This window comes from Mycobacterium sp., assembly GCF_032159775.1.
GTDB lineage: Bacteria > Actinomycetota > Actinomycetes > Mycobacteriales > Mycobacteriaceae > Mycobacterium.
On record NZ_JAVHWK010000028.1, the window covers coordinates 1 to 16,915 of the forward strand.

Sequence of the window (16,915 nt, forward strand, 5' to 3'; positions counted from 1 at the left end):
TCATCGCTCGCCGGTTGACGCTGCGCGATCAAGACGATTAATCAGGAACCTGACGATGCGGCCGAATGTCACCGCTCGTCAGCGGCGTCTCCTCTGCCCGAGAAGATCGCCCGCGCTGCCACCGCGACTGCGCGGGCCCTGGCGGTGGTGCGCACGGCGACTGACCGCGCCAGGACCACCGGCAGAGCGGGGGCGTCGCCCTTGATCGGTACCGCCACGACCGTCCCACCGTCGTAGGTGCCTGCCGACGCGGGTCGCTGATTGAGGATCGAATAGCCGTGTCCACGTGCCACAAGCCCGCGCACCGTCTCGTAGCTCGCCGAACGGTACCGAATTTGTGGCGTGACGCCCGCAGCGATGAGCATCGTCTCGAAATACTCACGGCTTTCCGGCAGGTCGAGCAGCACCATCGGCTCGTCGGCCAGGTCGGCCAGATCGACGGCCTCGGAGTCGGCGAGCGGATGATCCCGTGCCAGTGCCACATAGGGAGGTGCCACGCCGAGCACCTCTGCCGTGACGCCGGCGCCCAGCCCCAGGTCGTAGGTCAGTGCAACCTCTGCAGAGCCGTTGCGCAGGGCCGTGCGCATCGCGTGGGCTTCGGTTTCGATCACGTCGACGTGCAGGTCGGGGTGCTGTTCGCCGAGCTCAGCGATCAGCCGGGGAAGGATGAACGGACCGAGGGTGACAAAGCATGCCAGCCGCACCCGTCCGCGAATCTGATCGACGTGGCCGCTGGCGACGTCGAGGACTTCGTCGAGGTGATCCAGTAGCCCGCGGGTGTCGCGCAGCATCTCCTCACCCGCGGCCGTCAGCACCAAGCCGCGGGCCCGGTGACGGATGAACAGCTGGGTGCCGATCTGGTGCTCGAGTTGCGAAACCGCGGCCGAAACCGCCGACTGCGCGATACGCAACTCGTCAGCAGCCTTGGTCATGCTCAGGTGACTGGCCGCCTTGACGAAATAGCGCAGTTGAATCAGCGTCACATCCGCTTGTCGCGGCATTGCGTCACTCCTTGACAGGGCTTTCCTCCACGACCGCAATCGAGCAGACCGTATCGCTATTGCAGATCCACTTCAGCGAAAACACCTAATTGACTGCGGTAAGACCGGCGTGAACGATTCATCCATGCGAGACCCGAGATACGACATCCTGTTCGAGCCGGTCAAGATCGGGCCGGTCACCGCTCGGAACAGGTTCTTCCAGGTGCCGCACTGCAACGGCATGGGTTACCGGGACCCGTCCAGCCAGGCCTACATGCGCCAGGTGAAGGCCGAGGGCGGCTGGGCGGTGGTCTGCACCGAGCAGGTCGAGATCCATCCCACGTCGGACATCGGTCCGTTCATCGAGCTGCGGCTGTGGGATGACCATGACATGCCCGCACTCGCCAAGATCGCCGAGAAGATTCACGAGGGCGGGGCACTTGCCGGCATCGAGCTCGCCCACAACGGCCTCAACAGCCCCAACCTGATAAGCCGTGAGACCCCGCTGGCGCCACAGCATCTGCCGGTCGTGTCGTGGAACTACGACCCGGTACAAGCCCGCGCCATGACCAAATCCGACATCGCGGACATGCGACATTGGCACCTCGAGGCGGTCCGCCGGTCCCTGGCGGTCGATTTCGACATCGTCTACGTCTACGCGGGCCACTGCCTCGGCGGCCTGCACCACTTCCTGTCGCGGCGTTACAACAATCGCACAGATGAGTACGGCGGAAGCCTGGAGAACCGCGCGCGCCTGCTGCGCGAAATCCTCGAGGACACTGTCGAAGCCGTCGACGGCAGAGCCGCCGTCGCTTGCCGCATCACCATCGACGAGTTGCTCGGCGACGAGGGCATCACCCGCAGCGAGATCGAGGACGTCATCGGAATGCTCGGTGAACACCCCGATCTGTGGGACTTCGTTCTGGGCAGCTGGGAAGACGACTCGGTGACGTCGCGCTTCGGCCCGGAAGCCGAGCAGGAACCATATGCGCGGGGACTGAAGCAGCTGACAAGCAAACCCGTTGTGGGAGTCGGCCGGTTCACGTCACCCGACACGATGGTGCATCAGATCCGCAGCGGCGTGCTCGACCTCATCGGTGCTGCCCGTCCCTCCATTGCCGATCCGTTCCTGCCGAAGAAGATCGAGACGGGCCAACTCGACGAGATTCGGGAGTGCATCGGCTGCAACATCTGCGTGTCCGGAGACTTCACCATGTCACCGATTCGGTGTACGCAGAACCCGACCATGGGTGAAGAGTTTCGCCGTGGCTGGCACCCCGAACGCATACGCCCGAAGAAGTCCGACTCACACGTCCTCGTCGTCGGATCCGGCCCAACGGGACTGGAGGCCGCACGCTCGCTCGGCAACCGCGGCTACACCGTGAGCCTTGCCGAAGCGACCCGCGCGTTGGGCGGTCGCGTCGAACGTGAAGCGCAGCTACCCGGGCTGTCGGCGTGGATACGGGTGGTCGACTACCGACTTGCGCAGATCCGCAAACTCGACAACATCGACGTCTTCATGCAGAGCGAGATGACGGCCGACGACATCATCGACAACGACTTCGACCACGTTCTTCTGGCCACTGGATCTCATTGGCGCCGAGACGGTGTCGGCCGATGGCACACCCATCCCTTCCCCGTCTCGCCCGACGCCGAGATCCTCACACCCGACGACCTCATGGCAGGCCTCCGACCGAGGGGCCGACGGGTAGTGATCTATGACGACGACCACTATTACATGGGCGGCGTCCTGTCCGAGCTGCTCGCCGCCGAGGGCTTCGATGTCGTACTGATCACCCCGGCCGCTCATGTGTCGCAGTGGACCACGCACACCCTCGAGGTCGCGCGAATCCGCAAGCGGGTCATCCGGGCAGGCGTGGATGTGCGAACCAATGCAGCCGTGACGGCCATCACTGCGGATTCCGTCACCACCGCTTGCATTTTCACCGGCGACCTGTCCGAAACATCTGCCGATGCAACGGTGTTCGTGACGGCCCGACTGCCCGAGAATCAACTGCTGGACACTCTTACGGCGCGTGAGGCGCAATGGGCACAAGCCGGACTCAAGAGCGTCCATGCGGCAGGCGACGCCTGGGCGCCGGCGACCATTGCCGCCGCCGTGTGGGCCGGACACCGCTACGCCGAGGAACTCGACGAGCCGACCGATGACCGCCCGGTCCCGTTCCGACGCGAGGTCACCCAACTCAGCACCGAGAACCGCATCTTTCTGCCGATCACGCCGGTCCAGCCGGCCGCCGCCCGTTAACTGCAAGGAGCCTGCGTTGGTACTCACAGCCACCGAACCCACCACGCTTGCGCACTGGTCCGCTCTCGCCGCCGACGTGACGCCGAGAACCGGCATCTTCATCGACGGTCAGTTTCGCGATGCGCAATCGGGCGAAACCTTCGAGTCGGTCAACCCGGCGACCGGCGAGCTACTCGCGCGGATCGCATCGGCGCAGGACGCCGACGTCGATGCCGCAGTTGCCAGTGGGCGCGCAGCATTCGAGTCCGGCGGATGGGCCAAAGCGTCGCCTGCCGAACGCAAACGGGTGCTGGCCCGGCTGGCCGAGCTCATCGGCGAGCACCGCGCCGAACTCGCCCTGCTCGACTCCCTGGATATGGGCAAGTTGGTGACCGAGGCGTACAACGTCGATGTGCCCTCGGCTGCAGACCTTTTCGCCTTCTACGGCGAGGCGCTGGACAAGATCAGCGGGGAGATCGCCCCTACAGAACCCGGCAATCTCGCCCTCGTCAGCCGAGAGCCCCTTGGCGTCGTCGGCGCGGTGACGCCGTGGAACTTCCCCCTCGATCTGGCCGTGTGGAAGGTTGCACCCGCACTGGCCGTCGGCAACAGCGTGGTGTTGAAACCCGCTGAGCAGGCACCTCTTTCGTCCTTGCGATTGGCGGAGCTGGCAGTCGAAGCCGGCCTTCCGCCCGGTGTGTTCAACGTCGTCCCCGGTCTCGGTCCCAGCGCGGGGGCGGCCCTCGGCCTTCATTCAGACGTCGACGTGCTGGCCTTCACTGGCTCGACGGAAACCGGCAGGAGGTTCCTGCGCTACGCCGCGGACTCGAACCTCAAGCAGGTATGGCTGGAATGTGGCGGCAAGAGCCCCAACGTGGTGTTCGCCGACGCGGACCTCGACCAGGCGGCAGAGATGGCCGTGTTCGGCGCCTTCTACAACCAGGGTGCCGTGTGTTCGGCCAATTCCCGCCTGCTCGTTCAGAGTTCGGTCGCCGACGACTTCATCGCCGATCTGGTCCAGCGCGCGCAGGCGCTTAGCCCGGGTAACCCACTTGATCCGAGCGCGGGAATGGGCGCACTCGTCGACGAGTCGCACACCGCCTCGGTGATGGGTTTCATCGAACGCGCCGAACGGGACGGGCGAACGCTGACCGGAGGTAACCGCAGGCAGGTGGACGGGCGGGGCTGTTTCGTCGAACCGACCGTGATCGCAGGTCTGGCGCCGACAGCCGAACTCATCACCGAAGAAGTCTTCGGGCCGGTGTTGGCCGTTCAGACCTTCGATGACGACGCGGAAGCCATCGCGATGGCCAACGACACGGTCTACGGATTGGCTGCGTCGGTGTGGACCAACAACCTGCGACGTGCCCATACCGTCGCCGCCGCACTGCGAGCAGGCACGGTGTCGGTCAACACGGTCGATGCGTTGAGCGCCCAGACGCCCTTCGGTGGCTTCAAGCAGAGCGGCTTCGGACGTGACTTGTCGTTGCATGCGCTCGACAAGTACACCGGCCTCAAGACCACGTGGATCCGGTTCTAGTCGTTCGCCTTGGGCCCGTTTGGCCTACAGAGGTTTTCAGGACTGAGGATGCGCGTCAGCACGGTGTCGTCGATGAGACCGGTCTTGCGGACGAGGTCGGGTATGGACGCGCCGGTGGCGATGGCTTCGGCCACCAGGGCGGTGGCGGCCTCGTAACCGAGAAGCGGACTCAACACCGTGGCGATGCTGGCTGATCCCAGCACGGCGTTGTGCATCCGTTCAGCGTTGGCCGTTATTCCGCGCATGCAGCGCTGGCCGAGGACTGTCACCGCCGCCGTGAGGTGGTTGAGCGAGGACAGCAGCGCCCGGGCGATGATCGGTTCGAAGGCATTGAGCTGGAGTTGTCCGGCTTCGGCGGCCATCGTGATGGTGAGGTCGTTGCCGATCACCTCGAAGGCGACTTGATTGACAACCTCCGGGATGACCGGGTTCACCTTGCCGGGCATGATGCTGGAGCCGGCTTGCACAGGCGGCAGGTTGATCTCATTGAAGCCGGCACGTGGGCCCGACGAGAGCAGCCGCAGATCGTTGCAGATCTTGGAAAGTTTCACCGCGGTTCGTTTGGTGACGCCCGACAACTGCACGAAGGCCCCGACATCCGAGGTGGCCTCGACGAGATCCCCGGCCGTGGTCAGCGGCAGCCCGGTGATATGACGAAGACGGTCGCACACCAGCGCCGCATACGCAGGGTGCGCGTTGAGCCCGGTGCCGATCGCGGTGCCGCCCAGGTTGATTTCCGCCACCAGCATCATCGCTTCGTTGAGCCGGTCGGCGTCCTCGCCGATGGTTATCGCGAACGCGCCGAACTCCTGGCCGAGAGTCATCGGTACGGCGTCCTGCAACTGCGTTCGTCCGAGCTTCATCAGGTCGGCGAATTCACCTGACTTGGTCCTGCAGTGCTCGACCAGCCCGCGCAGTGCCTGTTCGAGCGAGCGGGCAGCGATCCCGACGGCCACCTTCACCGCGGTCGGATACACGTCATTGGTGCTCTGCCCACGGTTGACGTGTTCGAGCGGATGTATGACGTGGTAGTCACCTCGCTGATGGCCGAGGATCTCCAGAGCCCGGTTGGCGATGACCTCGTTTGCGTTCATATTCGTCGATGTCCCGGCGCCACCCTGGATCTCGTCGACGACGAACTGGTCGTGCAACTCACCGCCGCGGATCTCGATGCACGCCGCGACGATGGCTTCGGCGATCGCGGTGTCGAGTTGTCCGAGTCGTTGATTGGCCTCTGCGGCCGCCTGCTTCACCGAGGCAAGCGCGACCACGAGGTCGCTGCGACGCGAGATGGGCACGCCGCTAATGGGGAAGTTCTCCAAAGCGCGCGCGGTGTGCACCCCGTAATAGACATCGGCGGGTACGTCCCGGTCGCCGAGCAGATCGTGCTCGGTGCGGACTGCACACTGGTGCTCTGGGGTCATCGTCGTTCCTGGAGTCGGTCGCGGATGGCCCGCGCAGTGGCGGCGTCCGCCACGGTGCCCGCCAGCGCGAGCGCGCCGTGAGCGATCGCCGTTTCGGCTGCCGGCGTGAGGGTCGCTGCAGCGAATTCCGCCTGGTGATTGACTGCGGGCAACGAGTCGATGCCGATGTAGGGATGAATGGCGGGCAGAACCGCAGAGACGTTGCCCATGTCGGTGGACGCCCGTGCCATCAAGGTGTCTGGGCCCGAGGCGAAGCGCCGACCCGCCGCAGTCGCCCGCCGCTCGTAACACGCGAGAAGGTCTTCGTCGGTTCGGAATTCCGCGTACGGCTTGGACTCCGCTGTCACGGTGAGTTCGGCCCCTGACGCCAGGGCGCCAGCCTCGAAGCAGCGCATGACCCTCGGCTCGACCTCGGCGAGTTCGGCAAGGTTCTCGGCACGCACATACCAGCGTCCCTCGGTGTGTTCGGCGATCGCGTTCGGCGCCTCGCCGCCGCGAGTGACCATGCCGTGCACCCGCACCGACGACGGCAGTTGCTGACGCAGCAGTCCGATCGCCACCTGCGCGATGGTGAACGCGTCGGCGGCGTTGATGCCCCGGTCGGGGTAGGCGGCTGCGTGTGCTGCCTTGCCGCGATAGTCGATGTGGCTGTGCGACACGGCATACGGCTGTGCCCGAAGAACATCGACGGGCCCCGGGTGCACCATCGCAACGGCGTGCTGTCCGTCGAACCCGTCGCGTTCGAGCAACTCGATCTTGCCGCCGCCGCCTTCTTCGGCGGGCGTGCCGATCACCGTCAACGTCAGCCCGAAATCATCGACCACAGGTGCCAGCGCGAGCGCCGCTCCGACGGTGATCGCGGAGATCAGATTGTGCCCGCAAGCGTGTCCGAGGCCAGGCAATGCATCGTATTCGGCGCACAGCGCAAAGTGCAGGTCACCACTGCCCGTACGCGCGGCGAACGCGGTGTCGAGCCCACAGTAGGCATTCGTGACGTCAAAGCCGTTGTCCGACAACTGCTCGGCGACCCTCCGTGACGAGCGAACCTCTTCCCACGCCGTTTCCGGGTGCTCGTAGAGATCTCGGGAGAGCCGGATCAACTGCGGATGGGCCGCGGCCACACCCTCGGCTATCACGGAGTCGGCTGTCACAGGTCCCCCGGCACTCCGTAGGACGGTGCCCTGGTCGGATTGATGCCGCGGACCCGGTAGTCGTTCTTCTGCGGCTTCCACACGTGCCACAACTCGATCAGGTCAGCCAAGGGGTCGTCGGCGTAGTCGACCCGCAGGTCGGTCACCGGCCACGAAACATCTTCCACCACAACCATTCCCGCGGAGTGCACCTGGCCCTCTTCACCGCCGGCAGCCTCCGCGGCACGCAATCCATCGAGCAGACGTTCTTCGAAGGCGGCCGAGGCGCTGTGCGCGTAGCCGGTCAGCAATGCGGTGATCACGCCTTCGTCCTTGAGCAGATTGCCCGCCGCGACGGCTTGATCACCCACTGCGTGGGTGTGCACCCCCAGGCTGTTGGCTCCTGAGTGGACCGCTGTGTTGCCCCCGGCATCGACGACGGTCACCTGTCGGTAGTCGGGAAATTTCTCCTGCGCCAGAGCGGCTTTGAGCGCGGCGTCGGCGCCGGATCCGCTTGCGAGCAAATCGAGCACCCGCGGGCCGAGCGCGGGGTTCGTGACGTTCTGAGAGGCAACCACGCCGACGGTCGACCGCGGGTGTGCACACCGCGATGCGACTGCCGGGCTCGACGAGCACACGACGATGCCGAACGCGCCGCTAGCGCGATCTCGCGCAACAAGAGAGAACGTCATCGGCCGGTTTCCTGCGGTTCGCTGAGCACGGCGGTGGCGTCGATCTCCACCAGCCACTCCGGGCGGGCGAGCGCTTCGACGACCAATCCCGTCGACACCGGGTACACACCTTCCAGCCAGCGTCCCATGACTCTGTATACCGTTTCGCGATAACGGATATCGGTGAGGTAGACGGTGACTTTGACGATGTCGTGCATCGAGCTGCCCGCCTCGTCGAGCAGCATCGCGATGTTGCTCATCGCCTTTTCGGCTTGTGCGGCGACGTCGCCGATGCCCACCGATTCGCGGGTGTCGAGATCCTGCCCGATCTGGCCGCGCAGATAGACCACTCCCCCGGCGACGACGGCCTGGCACAAGTCGTTGTCGAGGTTCTGTTCGGGATAGGTGTCTTTGGTGTTGAACGGCCGAATTCGCTTGTGGTTCATGACGGCGTCCCCTCCGGCGCATAAGCCAGGTAGGCGCGTTGGCCTGCGATCTGATCAGCGAGGTATTTGGCGTCATGCCACACGCCCCAGATGAAGCTCGACCCACGTCGCGATTGCCACGGCAGCCCCAGAAAATAGACCCCCGGCTCCGACGACACGCCGCGTTGATGCCTGGGCTTACCGCTGTCGTCGAACGCGTCGACCTGGAGCCAGCCGTAGTCGAAGGTGAAACCGACGGCCCAGATGATGGAGGTGACGCCTGCGGCCGCGAGGTCCAGTTCACCGATGGGATTCGTCACACAGTCCGGATCCGGACCGAAGGCGCGGGCCTGCGGCTCCTGGGGGAGATCCAGTCCGTTCCTGGCGATGTACGCGTCGGCCTCGTCGAGCATGCTCAAGTAATTCGCATCGCCGTTCTCGATGTTGGTGCGCAGGTCGGGCGCAAAGTGCATGAAGCCGTCGTCGTACGCACCTGCCAGACCGAGGAGTGTGATACCGCTGTCGGCGAGACCGCGGAAGTCGACGGTGTGTCCGCCGTGTGCTCCACTGACGGCGATCGTGACGTGCTCGGCGCCAAGCGGTGGAGCCGAAAGATCCCATTTGCCAAGGACTCCGAGCCACCAGCAGAAGTCGCGGCCGCGATAGCTTCTTGGCGGGCGGTCATGCGGCCCGACTGCGAGGTAGACCTTGCGGCCTGATTGCCGCAGTTCGTCGGCGATCTGCACTCCCGACGATCCCGCGCCGATGACGAGGACGCCGCCCTCGGGCAACTGTTGTGGATTGCGATACGAACTGGAATGAATCTGATGAAGTCCCGCGCTCTCCGGTACGACCGCCGGGATGATCGGCTTCTGGAACGGCCCCGTCGCGGCCACGACATAGCGGGCCTCGATGCTGCCGTCGGACGTTTCCACGTGGAAACCCGGTCTGCCGTTGTTCTTCCGCACGGAGTTCACCTCCACCCCGGTACGGATCGGTGCGTCGATCTTCTCCGCGTAGGCCGTGAAGTAGTCCGCGACCTGATCTTTCGTGGCGAACGCATCGGGGCTGATGTTGAATTCTTGTCCCGGGAATCGGTCATGCCATGCGGGGCCGTTCGCCACAAGGGAATCCCACCGGCCGGTGCGCCACCGTTCGGCGATGCGGTCGCGCTCCAGGACCAGGTGCGGCACACCTTGCAAGCTGAGATGTTCGCTCATCGAGATGCCGGCCTGACCGGCGCCGACGATGAGAACCTCTACTTCGTGGTTCGACATCACAACCTCCATCAGACGTTGACCGTGCGCAGCTCGCTGGGAGCGAGTTTCGTCCCGCGCGCCATCAGGTAGTAGATCGGACCGGTGGCAACCAGACCGATGATCCAACTGAGGTCCGCCCCACCCAGGTAGTCCGCGACCGGACCGGTGTAGATAGGCGTGTTCATGAACGGGATCTGCACGGCGATGCCGATCACGTAAGCGACGATCGCCTTGGTGTTGAACCGGCCGTAGATGCCGCCGTCCGGAGCGAAGATCGAGTCCAGGTCGTAGTTGCCCCGATGGATCAGATAGAAGTCGATCAGGTTGATCGCCGTCCACGGCACGAGGACGACCAGCAGTGCCAGCACGATATCGACGAAGTGCGAGATGAAGTCGCCCGAGACACCGATCGCGAAGTACGCCGACACGACAATCACCGCAGCGGAGAGAACGACGCGAGTGCGCGCGGTGGGAATCCAACGCGCGACAAAGGTCTGCACGCAGGTGATCAGCGACAGGACGGTGCCGTACAGGTTCAGCGCGTTGTGGCTGATCACCGACACCAGGAACAGCACGAGCAACATCGGGCCCAGTGCACCGGTGGTCTCGTCAACACCCGCCATGACGTCATCGCCCGGCGTCATGGCCAGTGCCACCACCGCGCCGAACGTGAACGGCAGGATCGAGCCGAGGGTGCAGCCCAGGTACGTGGCGACGAACGTCGCACGGACACCGACATCGGCCGGCAGGTAGCGCGAGTAGTCCGAAACATATGGGGCGAAAGCTATCTGCCACAGCGCGCCCAGCGAGACCGTCGCCAAGAAGCCTGCCGTGGTGTAAGAACCCTGAGTCCAGAAGTTGCCCGGGACGCCTCGGGTGAAGATCGCAGCGATCGCGACGACGATGCCCACGCCCAGCACCACGGTGCCGATCTTGTTGAGCGCGTGGATGAAACGATAGCCGACCACGCAGATCAGACCGGAGCCCAGCGCACCGAGAATGATGCCTACATATACCGGCACCCCCTCGAAGATTCCGTGTAGCGACTGACCGGCCAACACGATGTTGGAGGCGAAGAACGCCAGATACATCACTGCCGCGATCACGACGACGATCAGCGCCCCGTACGAGCCGAACTGACCCCGACTCTGAATCATCTGCGGGATGCCCATCTGTGGGCCCTGGGCCGAGTGCAACGCCATGAAGACGCCGCCCACGAGATGGCCGACGATGATCGCGATGATGCACCAGAACAGGTTCAGGTTGAAGACCGTGATGCCTGCGGCGCCGGTCACGACGGGAAGTGGTGCGATGTTCGTTCCGAACCACAGGGTGAACAGGTCTCGCACCTTGCCGTGGCGATCTTCCGGCGGCACGTAGCCGATGGTGTGCTTCTCGATGACGGTTTCGTTTGGCATGGTTATCCCTTCTGAGAACTGACCTTTCTCCACCGAAGGTCAGATGACAAACAGTGGTTTCTGCTGATTCGCATCTGTTCCACAGATGACGCGCGCGACGATTCCGCACAGCGAAGTCCGTATGGTTCCCATTGACCGCCGCGTCGAGCAACGGAGCGCGTATGGACCTTGAAGCAACGATGCCCCCGAAACGCTCCGAGCTGTTGAGCATGGCGGACGACTATGCGCGGCACGCCCTCTCGCAGCGCGCCGCCTTCGAGGCGATCCATCCAGCTGTGATGACCGCCGCCGAGCAACTGGCGGACGTGCCCGTGCTCTGCGTATCCGATCTGGGCGCCGCCGACGGCGTGAACTCGCACGGCCTCATCCGGGATCTCGTGGCGCAGCGCTCAGGCTGGCCGATGGTTTACGCGCTGGTCGATCTCCCGACGAACGCATGGCGGGTCGCCGCAGCGCACATGCGTGACGCCTTCGGCCAGCAGGAGGACGAGGGGGTGCTGGTCGCCATCCCGGAGACTGATGACGGCCCCGGGGTCGTCGACGTGGGCACGGGCGTTCACTACGCCTCGCCGGAGGCTCACGGCGCGGCCTGTCGGCGGGCGCTGGACCGCGATCCGCCACCCGCCGCTGTCGTGTCCATGGCCGGCATCCCGCTGCACCGAGCGCCGTCCTTTCCGCCCGGCACAGTGCATTTGGCAGTGACCGGGACGACCATGCACTGGGTCGCCGAGTCCGCGGGACTGGCCTCGACAGGCTCGGTGTTTCCCGGTTACCCGAACCACGTGGACGGAGACGAGCGGGGCGCCTGGCGCGTCGCAGCGCAGCGGCAGTGGGAGCGAATGCTTGAGATGCGCGCGGTGGAGCTGGCGCCGGGAGGGTGTTTCATCGCAGCCGTCCCGGCCTCACCCGCGCCATGTCCGGATAGGACGGGCCTGTATGTCGAGATCGTCGGAGACATGAACCTGTTACTCGCCGAGTGGCGTCGCGCGGGACGCATCGGCGGTGCGACCGTCGCCGCTGCGGTCGTTCCGGTATGGGCACGCACGCTCGACGAGTTCCGGGCGCCGTTCGAGGCGAGCGGCGCATTCGCCGGCCTGACGCTCGAGAGCATCGAGCTCTTCCGACTCGACAACCCGTATAGACACGACGATCGGGCGGTCTTCGCACGCGACTACGTCAGGAGCGTCTCTGCATGGGGAGGGCCGCTGCTCTCTCGTGCCTTCGCACTCGAAGGCGAGGCTGCCGCCGGTCTGCTCGCCGAGTTCCTCGAAGAACTCGAGGTTCGCGTCGCGGAGGCGCCCGACCGCTATCGCTGGGACTACATCGAGGCGCTCATCGTCTGCCGCAAGACGACCGACGCACTGATCTGACTTCGGAGACGCCGCTACGTGTTGAAGTCGGGCGGAGCCACGACGGGTGCCTCCTGGTCGGACGGCAGGTGCGTCTCGGATTGGTCGTCCTGCGCCTGCTTTTGAACTTCCGCTGCGTGACGAAGATTATCGCCTGTGTTCTCCACATGGTCGGGTGTGCTCACGAAACCTCCTCGGGGTCACACTCGGCATACCCGCTGCGACGCTCCTTCACCACAGTCGGACTCCCGTTAGCCTTTTTCGGTGGCGCCGACACGGAGCGTGACCCTCGAATCGTTGGGAGCGTGGGTCATCAAGTGCAATCCGCGCATAACGCCCATAGCGCCCATGCTCGCGACGTGTGAGGCGAAGCCGTCCTGGTGCGTGGCCGACAACTATCGGTCGCGACTCATCCAGCCAGAACACCGCGTGTTGTTCTGGGTTTCGGCGCACCCCGACAGGGGTCTCTGGGGAGCGGGCCGGGTCATCGGCAAGGTGGCCGGCAAGGACGGTCACTTGTATGTGCCGGTTCATATTCGGCTGTTCACCGAGCCGGTGAGGGCCGCGCAGCTGTTTTCGGTGCCGGAGCTGCGCGCGATGGAAGCGTTCCGTTCGCCTCAGCAGTCCAACCCGTCCTGGGTGAGCACCGCAGAACTGGCGTTGATCGATCCGCTGCTGCCTTCGACCTGACGTTTCGCCACTCAGCTGTGCGGATCGTCGACCTTGAGTTGTTCACCTGTCGTGGCGATGAAGACCACGAGCAGTTTCGCCGGTTCAGTCGTGCTCGTGTTCTCGGTGGCCAGATGGTGCGCGCCCGGCTGCTCGGACCAATTCTCACCTTGGTGATACACCCGCGCGGGCTCGCCTTCCAGCTGGCTACTCACAGAACCCTCCAACACGTAGGCGTAGACGAAGGCATCGCCGTGGCGGTGGGGCACGGCCCGCGCAGCAGGCGGGAACGTCACGATCGCCGAGGTGAAGGTCTTCCCCGGGACGTTCGGAAGTGCCTCTTCGAAGAGGGGTGCCAGAGTCTCGGACGGTTGTGCGGGTTGTGCCGAAGCAATGCCAGGCTGGGGCCCTGCCCCCGGCGCGCAACCGACGGCGGCGGCTGTCAACGCCGAGATCAGCAGGCCATAGGCGATACGTGCGGGGTTCATGAACTTTCTCCTTTTCGGTCAGTTGCCACCCGGATGATCGTCTTACCGCGAGTGCGTCGGTGGCGGGCAAAGGCATCGGCCGTCTCGGCAAGGGGGCGCACAGCGCCGACGAGCAGCTTCAAGCGGCCGTCGCGCACACGCTGGGCCAGTTCTGTGAGCTGCGCGCGGTCGGGCTCGACCACGAAGAAGACGGCACGCCCCTCCTTCGGTTGCGCGGTGGGTGGCATGGCGATGGTCACCAGGGTGCCCCCGCGGCGGACCAGCGCGGTTGACCGCTCGAGAACGTCGCCGCCGATGACGTCGAAGACCACATCGACTTCGCCGACGCTTTCCAAAGGCTCGGTGTCCAGATCCACGAACGCCTGTGCGCCGAGGCCGAGCACGACGTCGCGGTCGTCAGTACGTCCAGTGCCGATCACCCGCGCACCCACCTCGCGCGCGAGCTGGACGGCGATCGACCCCACACCTCCGGCTGCACCGTGGACCACAACGGTCTGGCCGGTCGCGAGTCGGGCATGAACGAACAGTCCCTGCCATGCCGTCAACCCTGAAATCGGCAACGCTGCCGCCACGGTGTGATCGATGTCGGCGGCAAGAGGGGCAAGGTTGCGTGCCTCGGCCGAGGTGTATTCGGCCAGCGTGCCGTCACGGGTCCAGTCGGTGAGGCCGAAAACCCGCTGGCCGACGGTGAGGCCGGTGGTTCCGTAGCCCAGCTCGACGACGACCCCGGACAGTTCGTGGCCAGGAACGGTCGGCGTGCGGTCGCGGCCGGCCCGGTCGGTCCAAGTTGCGGGCCACTCGAGTTCGCCGGGGGTGAAGCCGGCGGCGTGGACCGCCACGATGACGTCGTTCTCCGCGGCGTGAGGGTAGGGCAGGTCGGCCAGGGTGAGCCCGCCGACACCGGCGTCGCGGTCTCGCACCGTTATGGCTTGCATGTCAGTCCTCCGGTCAGCTCGGCCATGCCGAGCTGATGATGCGCTCGACAGTGGTTGTGCGCCGGTGATTGGGCAGGAAGTGCTCCAGGATGTCGGAGTTCACGGTTCCGTTGGTCGTCTCCGGTCGGTTCTTGAAGCCGTCGAACTGGGCGCTGAGAAACTCATTCTTGAAATCTCCTCGTGGGTGGGCGGCGAGGATTTCGGTCACCTGGTCGCTGTGCAACTCGTCGAGGCCGAACCCGATGGCGTCGGTCAGCACACCGAGATAGGTGGCCGCGATCTCCGGGCCCATCCGGTCGGGAATTCCGGGCGTCGTGTGCAGCGCGATAGCCGTCCACACCGTCTCGGCGGCCGCGGCGGAGAAGCCGCGCTCGAGCAGAAACTTGCGCGCGTGGTCGGCTCCGTCGACCTCGAAACGCTGTTCCGCATCGGAGAACGGCGTGGCAAGGCCGGTATCGTGAAACATGGCAGCCAGGTAGAGGAGTTCGGGATCCGGCTTCACGCCGAGCCGGTGGGCGTGCAGTTGGCCGAAGAAGAAGACCCTACGGGAGTGGTGATAGATCAGCGGGCTGCTCGTCTCCAAGAGAAAGCGCGCGGATTCGGCGACCGCCGCGGTCTCGGGAACCTCCACACCTGCGATGAGTTCTGACATGACGACCGCCCCTTTCTGCATGTGATCGTCGAACTGCGTGTGTCATCCATGCTCACCGCGACCACGCGTTGTGCGCCGCCCTCGTCCGGCCATGAATCCCTCAAATTGCGACGCGGCGGGAGCAGCGAGCTGGGCGAGGCTTCAGCCCCCCGGCACCTGATCGAACGGTGATAGGTCGCGGTTGCAGCCGGTACCTGCGGGCGGCAGGAGGCCGGAGAACAGGTATTCGCGTTTGACGCGCTCTGCGCAGGTGCTCGCGACGTACATGCTGGTATGTCCTGAGCCCTCCGTCACTACCACTCGGGCGTCAGACAACTGCGCTGCACCCTGATATGCGCCCGCCAACGGAGTGGCGGGGTCATTTCTTGTGTTCAACACCAGAATTGGCGCGGATGTGCGTCGGTTCCATGGGCCTGTGTAACGGTCGGCGTCGTGGCCTTGCCAGAACGCGCACGGCATCACGTCGAAGACAGAGATGCGGCCGAAGTCCGGTGACGCCGAGTCGGCCGCCAATGCTGCTCGGCTGTAAGCGGCGAGCTTGGTCGGCACAGTACTGTCGCTGCACTGGATCGCGTCGTACGCTTCTTCTCGATTGGCCAAATACAATTTGTCTACGTCAGTTGGGGGCGGGTCGCTGCCCGTGATCGCATCGATCAGTTCCGGCGCCGCGGTACCTGTTTCGGAAAACTGTTGCAGCAGCTCGGCTAGCTGAGGGTAAGTGGTGGGCTTCGCGAGCGTTGCGACAACCATCTCCGGGTAGGTCCACGGGTGGCCGTAAACGACAACAGGTGACGTGCGCGAACGTTCGGCCAGCGCCGCCCATTTTGCCCTGGGATCTCCTTCGGAGAACGCGCAGCGCTGACCGGCCGCCGAACAGTCCCGCAAGAACTCCTCGAACGCCGCGGCCGTGCCGGTAGCGATATCTTGCCGGGTGTTGAGCGGGACCGTTGTTCCTTCTGAGCCGTGACCGTCGGCGTTGCCTTGGAAGTCGATTGATCCGTCCAACACCATCGCACGCACGCGCCCCGGAAAGAGGTTTGCGTAGATCGCGCCCAGCTGGGAGCCGTACGAAATGCCGTGATACGTCAATGACGCGTCACCCACGGCCCGGCGCAACAACTCGAGATCGCGTGCTGTGTTGGCGGACGAGACGTGGTTCAGGATCGGGCCGGCCTGCTGCTCGCAGCGATCGGCGAACTCTTTTGACCAAGCGAAGAGTGCCTGCTCCCCGCGAGCATCCATGGGCAGCCCCGGACTCGGTACAAGAAACCGCCATTGTTCGGCCGCGTCGGGAAAACAGCGCACCGCGGCGCTGCGCGCCACCCCCCGCTGATCCCAAGAAACGAGATCGAATCGCGATCGCAGTTCCTCGGAGAACAACCACGGCCACCTCGCACGTCCGCGAAGCCGGTCAACGCCGGACTGACCGGGACCGCCAAAATTGATGAATAGCGTTCCGATTCTGTTTTGTGGATCGGTCGCGGGAAGCTTGATCACCGCTAGCTCAATCTGCTCATCGCCTAGCCGGTTGTAGTCCAACGGGACTTCCGCGGTTGCGCAAAGGAATCCGTCATCGCAGTCAGCCCAGCTCAAAGTGGGCGTGTCCGCCGCTGCGGCTAGCTGATCGACGTAGGGGTCGGCCGCGCCGGTGTCAGCGATCGCCGGCGGACACGCCGACGAACCAGCACCGAGCACGATCACCAAAGCCACGAACGCGAGGTGGCGCAGAC

At 64.9% G+C, this 16,915-nt stretch carries 16 protein-coding genes; 4 read left to right on the forward strand and 12 right to left on the reverse strand.

What is annotated here, in order from left to right; genetic code table 11:
* Nucleotides 1-68 precede the first annotated feature (68 nt).
* Nucleotides 69-1,001, reverse strand: coding sequence for a LysR substrate-binding domain-containing protein (locus tag QOJ24_RS02990; protein ID WP_526258958.1), 933 nt, complete (start codon nucleotides 999-1,001; stop codon nucleotides 69-71).
* Nucleotides 1,002-1,125: 124 nt separating this feature from the next.
* Between QOJ24_RS02990 and QOJ24_RS02995 the strand changes: the two genes are divergently transcribed.
* Both QOJ24_RS02995 and QOJ24_RS03000 read left to right on the forward strand, forming a co-directional pair.
* Nucleotides 1,126-3,246, forward strand: a complete 2,121-nt coding sequence (locus tag QOJ24_RS02995) for an oxidoreductase (protein ID WP_526258959.1) — start codon at nucleotides 1,126-1,128, stop codon at nucleotides 3,244-3,246.
* A gap of 16 nt (nucleotides 3,247-3,262) precedes the next feature.
* A complete protein-coding gene (locus QOJ24_RS03000) occupies nucleotides 3,263-4,765 on the forward strand; it encodes an aldehyde dehydrogenase (RefSeq protein WP_526258961.1) in 1,503 nt (500 codons plus the stop codon).
* Here the strand turns inward: QOJ24_RS03000 and QOJ24_RS03005 are convergent.
* Genes QOJ24_RS03005 through QOJ24_RS03030 form a run of 6 tightly spaced genes read right to left on the reverse strand, consistent with a single transcriptional unit; the run spans nucleotide 4,762 to nucleotide 11,092 of the window.
* Nucleotides 4,762-6,189 carry an aspartate ammonia-lyase gene (locus tag QOJ24_RS03005; protein WP_526258963.1) on the reverse strand — a complete coding sequence of 476 codons (1,428 nt, stop codon included), beginning with the start codon at nucleotides 6,187-6,189 and terminating at the stop codon, nucleotides 4,762-4,764. The two genes, QOJ24_RS03000 and QOJ24_RS03005, sit on opposite strands and share 4 nt — an antisense overlap.
* Complete coding sequence (locus QOJ24_RS03010) at nucleotides 6,186-7,340, reverse strand: M20 family metallopeptidase (RefSeq protein ID WP_526258965.1); 1,155 nt, start codon at nucleotides 7,338-7,340, stop codon at nucleotides 6,186-6,188. Before QOJ24_RS03010 ends, QOJ24_RS03005 begins: the two co-directional genes overlap by 4 nt.
* Nucleotides 7,337-8,011 carry a DUF1028 domain-containing protein gene (locus QOJ24_RS03015; protein ID WP_526258967.1) on the reverse strand — a complete coding sequence of 225 codons (675 nt, stop codon included), beginning with the start codon at nucleotides 8,009-8,011 and terminating at the stop codon, nucleotides 7,337-7,339. The genes QOJ24_RS03010 and QOJ24_RS03015 overlap by 4 nt, the downstream gene beginning before the upstream one ends.
* Nucleotides 8,008-8,436, reverse strand: coding sequence for a RidA family protein (locus QOJ24_RS03020; RefSeq protein ID WP_526258969.1), 429 nt, complete (start codon nucleotides 8,434-8,436; stop codon nucleotides 8,008-8,010). Before QOJ24_RS03020 ends, QOJ24_RS03015 begins: the two co-directional genes overlap by 4 nt.
* Nucleotides 8,433-9,692, reverse strand: coding sequence for a flavin-containing monooxygenase (locus tag QOJ24_RS03025; protein WP_526258971.1), 1,260 nt, complete (start codon nucleotides 9,690-9,692; stop codon nucleotides 8,433-8,435). Before QOJ24_RS03025 ends, QOJ24_RS03020 begins: the two co-directional genes overlap by 4 nt.
* Nucleotides 9,693-9,703: 11 nt before the next feature.
* Nucleotides 9,704-11,092, reverse strand: a complete 1,389-nt coding sequence (locus QOJ24_RS03030; RefSeq protein WP_526258973.1) for a purine-cytosine permease family protein — start codon at nucleotides 11,090-11,092, stop codon at nucleotides 9,704-9,706.
* A 209-nt stretch (nucleotides 11,093-11,301) separates the two neighbouring features.
* Between QOJ24_RS03030 and QOJ24_RS03035 the strand changes: the two genes are divergently transcribed.
* Complete coding sequence (locus QOJ24_RS03035) at nucleotides 11,302-12,462, forward strand: hypothetical protein (RefSeq protein ID WP_526258975.1); 1,161 nt, start codon at nucleotides 11,302-11,304, stop codon at nucleotides 12,460-12,462.
* A 14-nt stretch (nucleotides 12,463-12,476) separates the two neighbouring features.
* Here the strand turns inward: QOJ24_RS03035 and QOJ24_RS03040 are convergent, their stop codons facing one another.
* Nucleotides 12,477-12,626, reverse strand: coding sequence for a hypothetical protein (locus QOJ24_RS03040; protein WP_526258977.1), 150 nt, complete (start codon nucleotides 12,624-12,626; stop codon nucleotides 12,477-12,479).
* A gap of 79 nt (nucleotides 12,627-12,705) precedes the next feature.
* Between QOJ24_RS03040 and QOJ24_RS03045 the strand changes: the two genes are divergently transcribed.
* Complete coding sequence (locus QOJ24_RS03045; protein WP_526258979.1) at nucleotides 12,706-13,131, forward strand: hypothetical protein; 426 nt, start codon at nucleotides 12,706-12,708, stop codon at nucleotides 13,129-13,131.
* 11 nt (nucleotides 13,132-13,142) lie between these two features.
* Here the strand turns inward: QOJ24_RS03045 and QOJ24_RS03050 are convergent, their stop codons facing one another.
* The 4 genes from QOJ24_RS03050 to QOJ24_RS03065 form a co-directional block, all read right to left on the reverse strand.
* Nucleotides 13,143-13,598 (reverse strand): cupin domain-containing protein, encoded by a 456-nt coding sequence (locus QOJ24_RS03050; RefSeq protein WP_526258981.1) that lies wholly within the window; start codon nucleotides 13,596-13,598, stop codon nucleotides 13,143-13,145.
* Nucleotides 13,595-14,533, reverse strand: a complete 939-nt coding sequence (locus tag QOJ24_RS03055; protein ID WP_526258983.1) for an NADP-dependent oxidoreductase — start codon at nucleotides 14,531-14,533, stop codon at nucleotides 13,595-13,597. The genes QOJ24_RS03050 and QOJ24_RS03055 overlap by 4 nt, the downstream gene beginning before the upstream one ends.
* 13 nt (nucleotides 14,534-14,546) lie before the next feature.
* Nucleotides 14,547-15,185 carry an HD domain-containing protein gene (locus QOJ24_RS03060; RefSeq protein WP_526258985.1) on the reverse strand — a complete coding sequence of 213 codons (639 nt, stop codon included), beginning with the start codon at nucleotides 15,183-15,185 and terminating at the stop codon, nucleotides 14,547-14,549.
* Between the two features lie 141 nt (nucleotides 15,186-15,326).
* Nucleotides 15,327-16,886 (reverse strand): alpha/beta fold hydrolase, encoded by a 1,560-nt coding sequence (locus QOJ24_RS03065; protein ID WP_526259039.1) that lies wholly within the window; start codon nucleotides 16,884-16,886, stop codon nucleotides 15,327-15,329.
* Between the last annotated feature and the right edge of the window lie 29 nt (nucleotides 16,887-16,915).

Bases quoted from the DNA above. Each gene is read 5' to 3' on its own strand.
- QOJ24_RS02990 (WP_526258958.1), bottom strand. From the start codon at position 1,001: ATGCCGCGACAAGCGGATGTGACGCTGATTCAACTGCGCTATTTCGTC.
- QOJ24_RS02995 (WP_526258959.1), top strand. From the start codon at position 1,126: ATGCGAGACCCGAGATACGACATCCTGTTCGAGCCGGTCAAGATCGGG.
- QOJ24_RS03005 (WP_526258963.1), bottom strand. From the start codon at position 6,189: ATGACCCCAGAGCACCAGTGTGCAGTCCGCACCGAGCACGATCTGCTC.
- QOJ24_RS03015 (WP_526258967.1), bottom strand. From the start codon at position 8,011: ATGACGTTCTCTCTTGTTGCGCGAGATCGCGCTAGCGGCGCGTTCGGC.
- QOJ24_RS03020 (WP_526258969.1), bottom strand. From the start codon at position 8,436: ATGAACCACAAGCGAATTCGGCCGTTCAACACCAAAGACACCTATCCC.
- QOJ24_RS03025 (WP_526258971.1), bottom strand. From the start codon at position 9,692: ATGTCGAACCACGAAGTAGAGGTTCTCATCGTCGGCGCCGGTCAGGCC.
- QOJ24_RS03030 (WP_526258973.1), bottom strand. From the start codon at position 11,092: ATGCCAAACGAAACCGTCATCGAGAAGCACACCATCGGCTACGTGCCG.
- QOJ24_RS03035 (WP_526258975.1), top strand. From the start codon at position 11,302: ATGGCGGACGACTATGCGCGGCACGCCCTCTCGCAGCGCGCCGCCTTC.
- QOJ24_RS03050 (WP_526258981.1), bottom strand. From the start codon at position 13,598: ATGAACCCCGCACGTATCGCCTATGGCCTGCTGATCTCGGCGTTGACA.
- QOJ24_RS03055 (WP_526258983.1), bottom strand. From the start codon at position 14,533: ATGCAAGCCATAACGGTGCGAGACCGCGACGCCGGTGTCGGCGGGCTC.
- QOJ24_RS03060 (WP_526258985.1), bottom strand. From the start codon at position 15,185: ATGTCAGAACTCATCGCAGGTGTGGAGGTTCCCGAGACCGCGGCGGTC.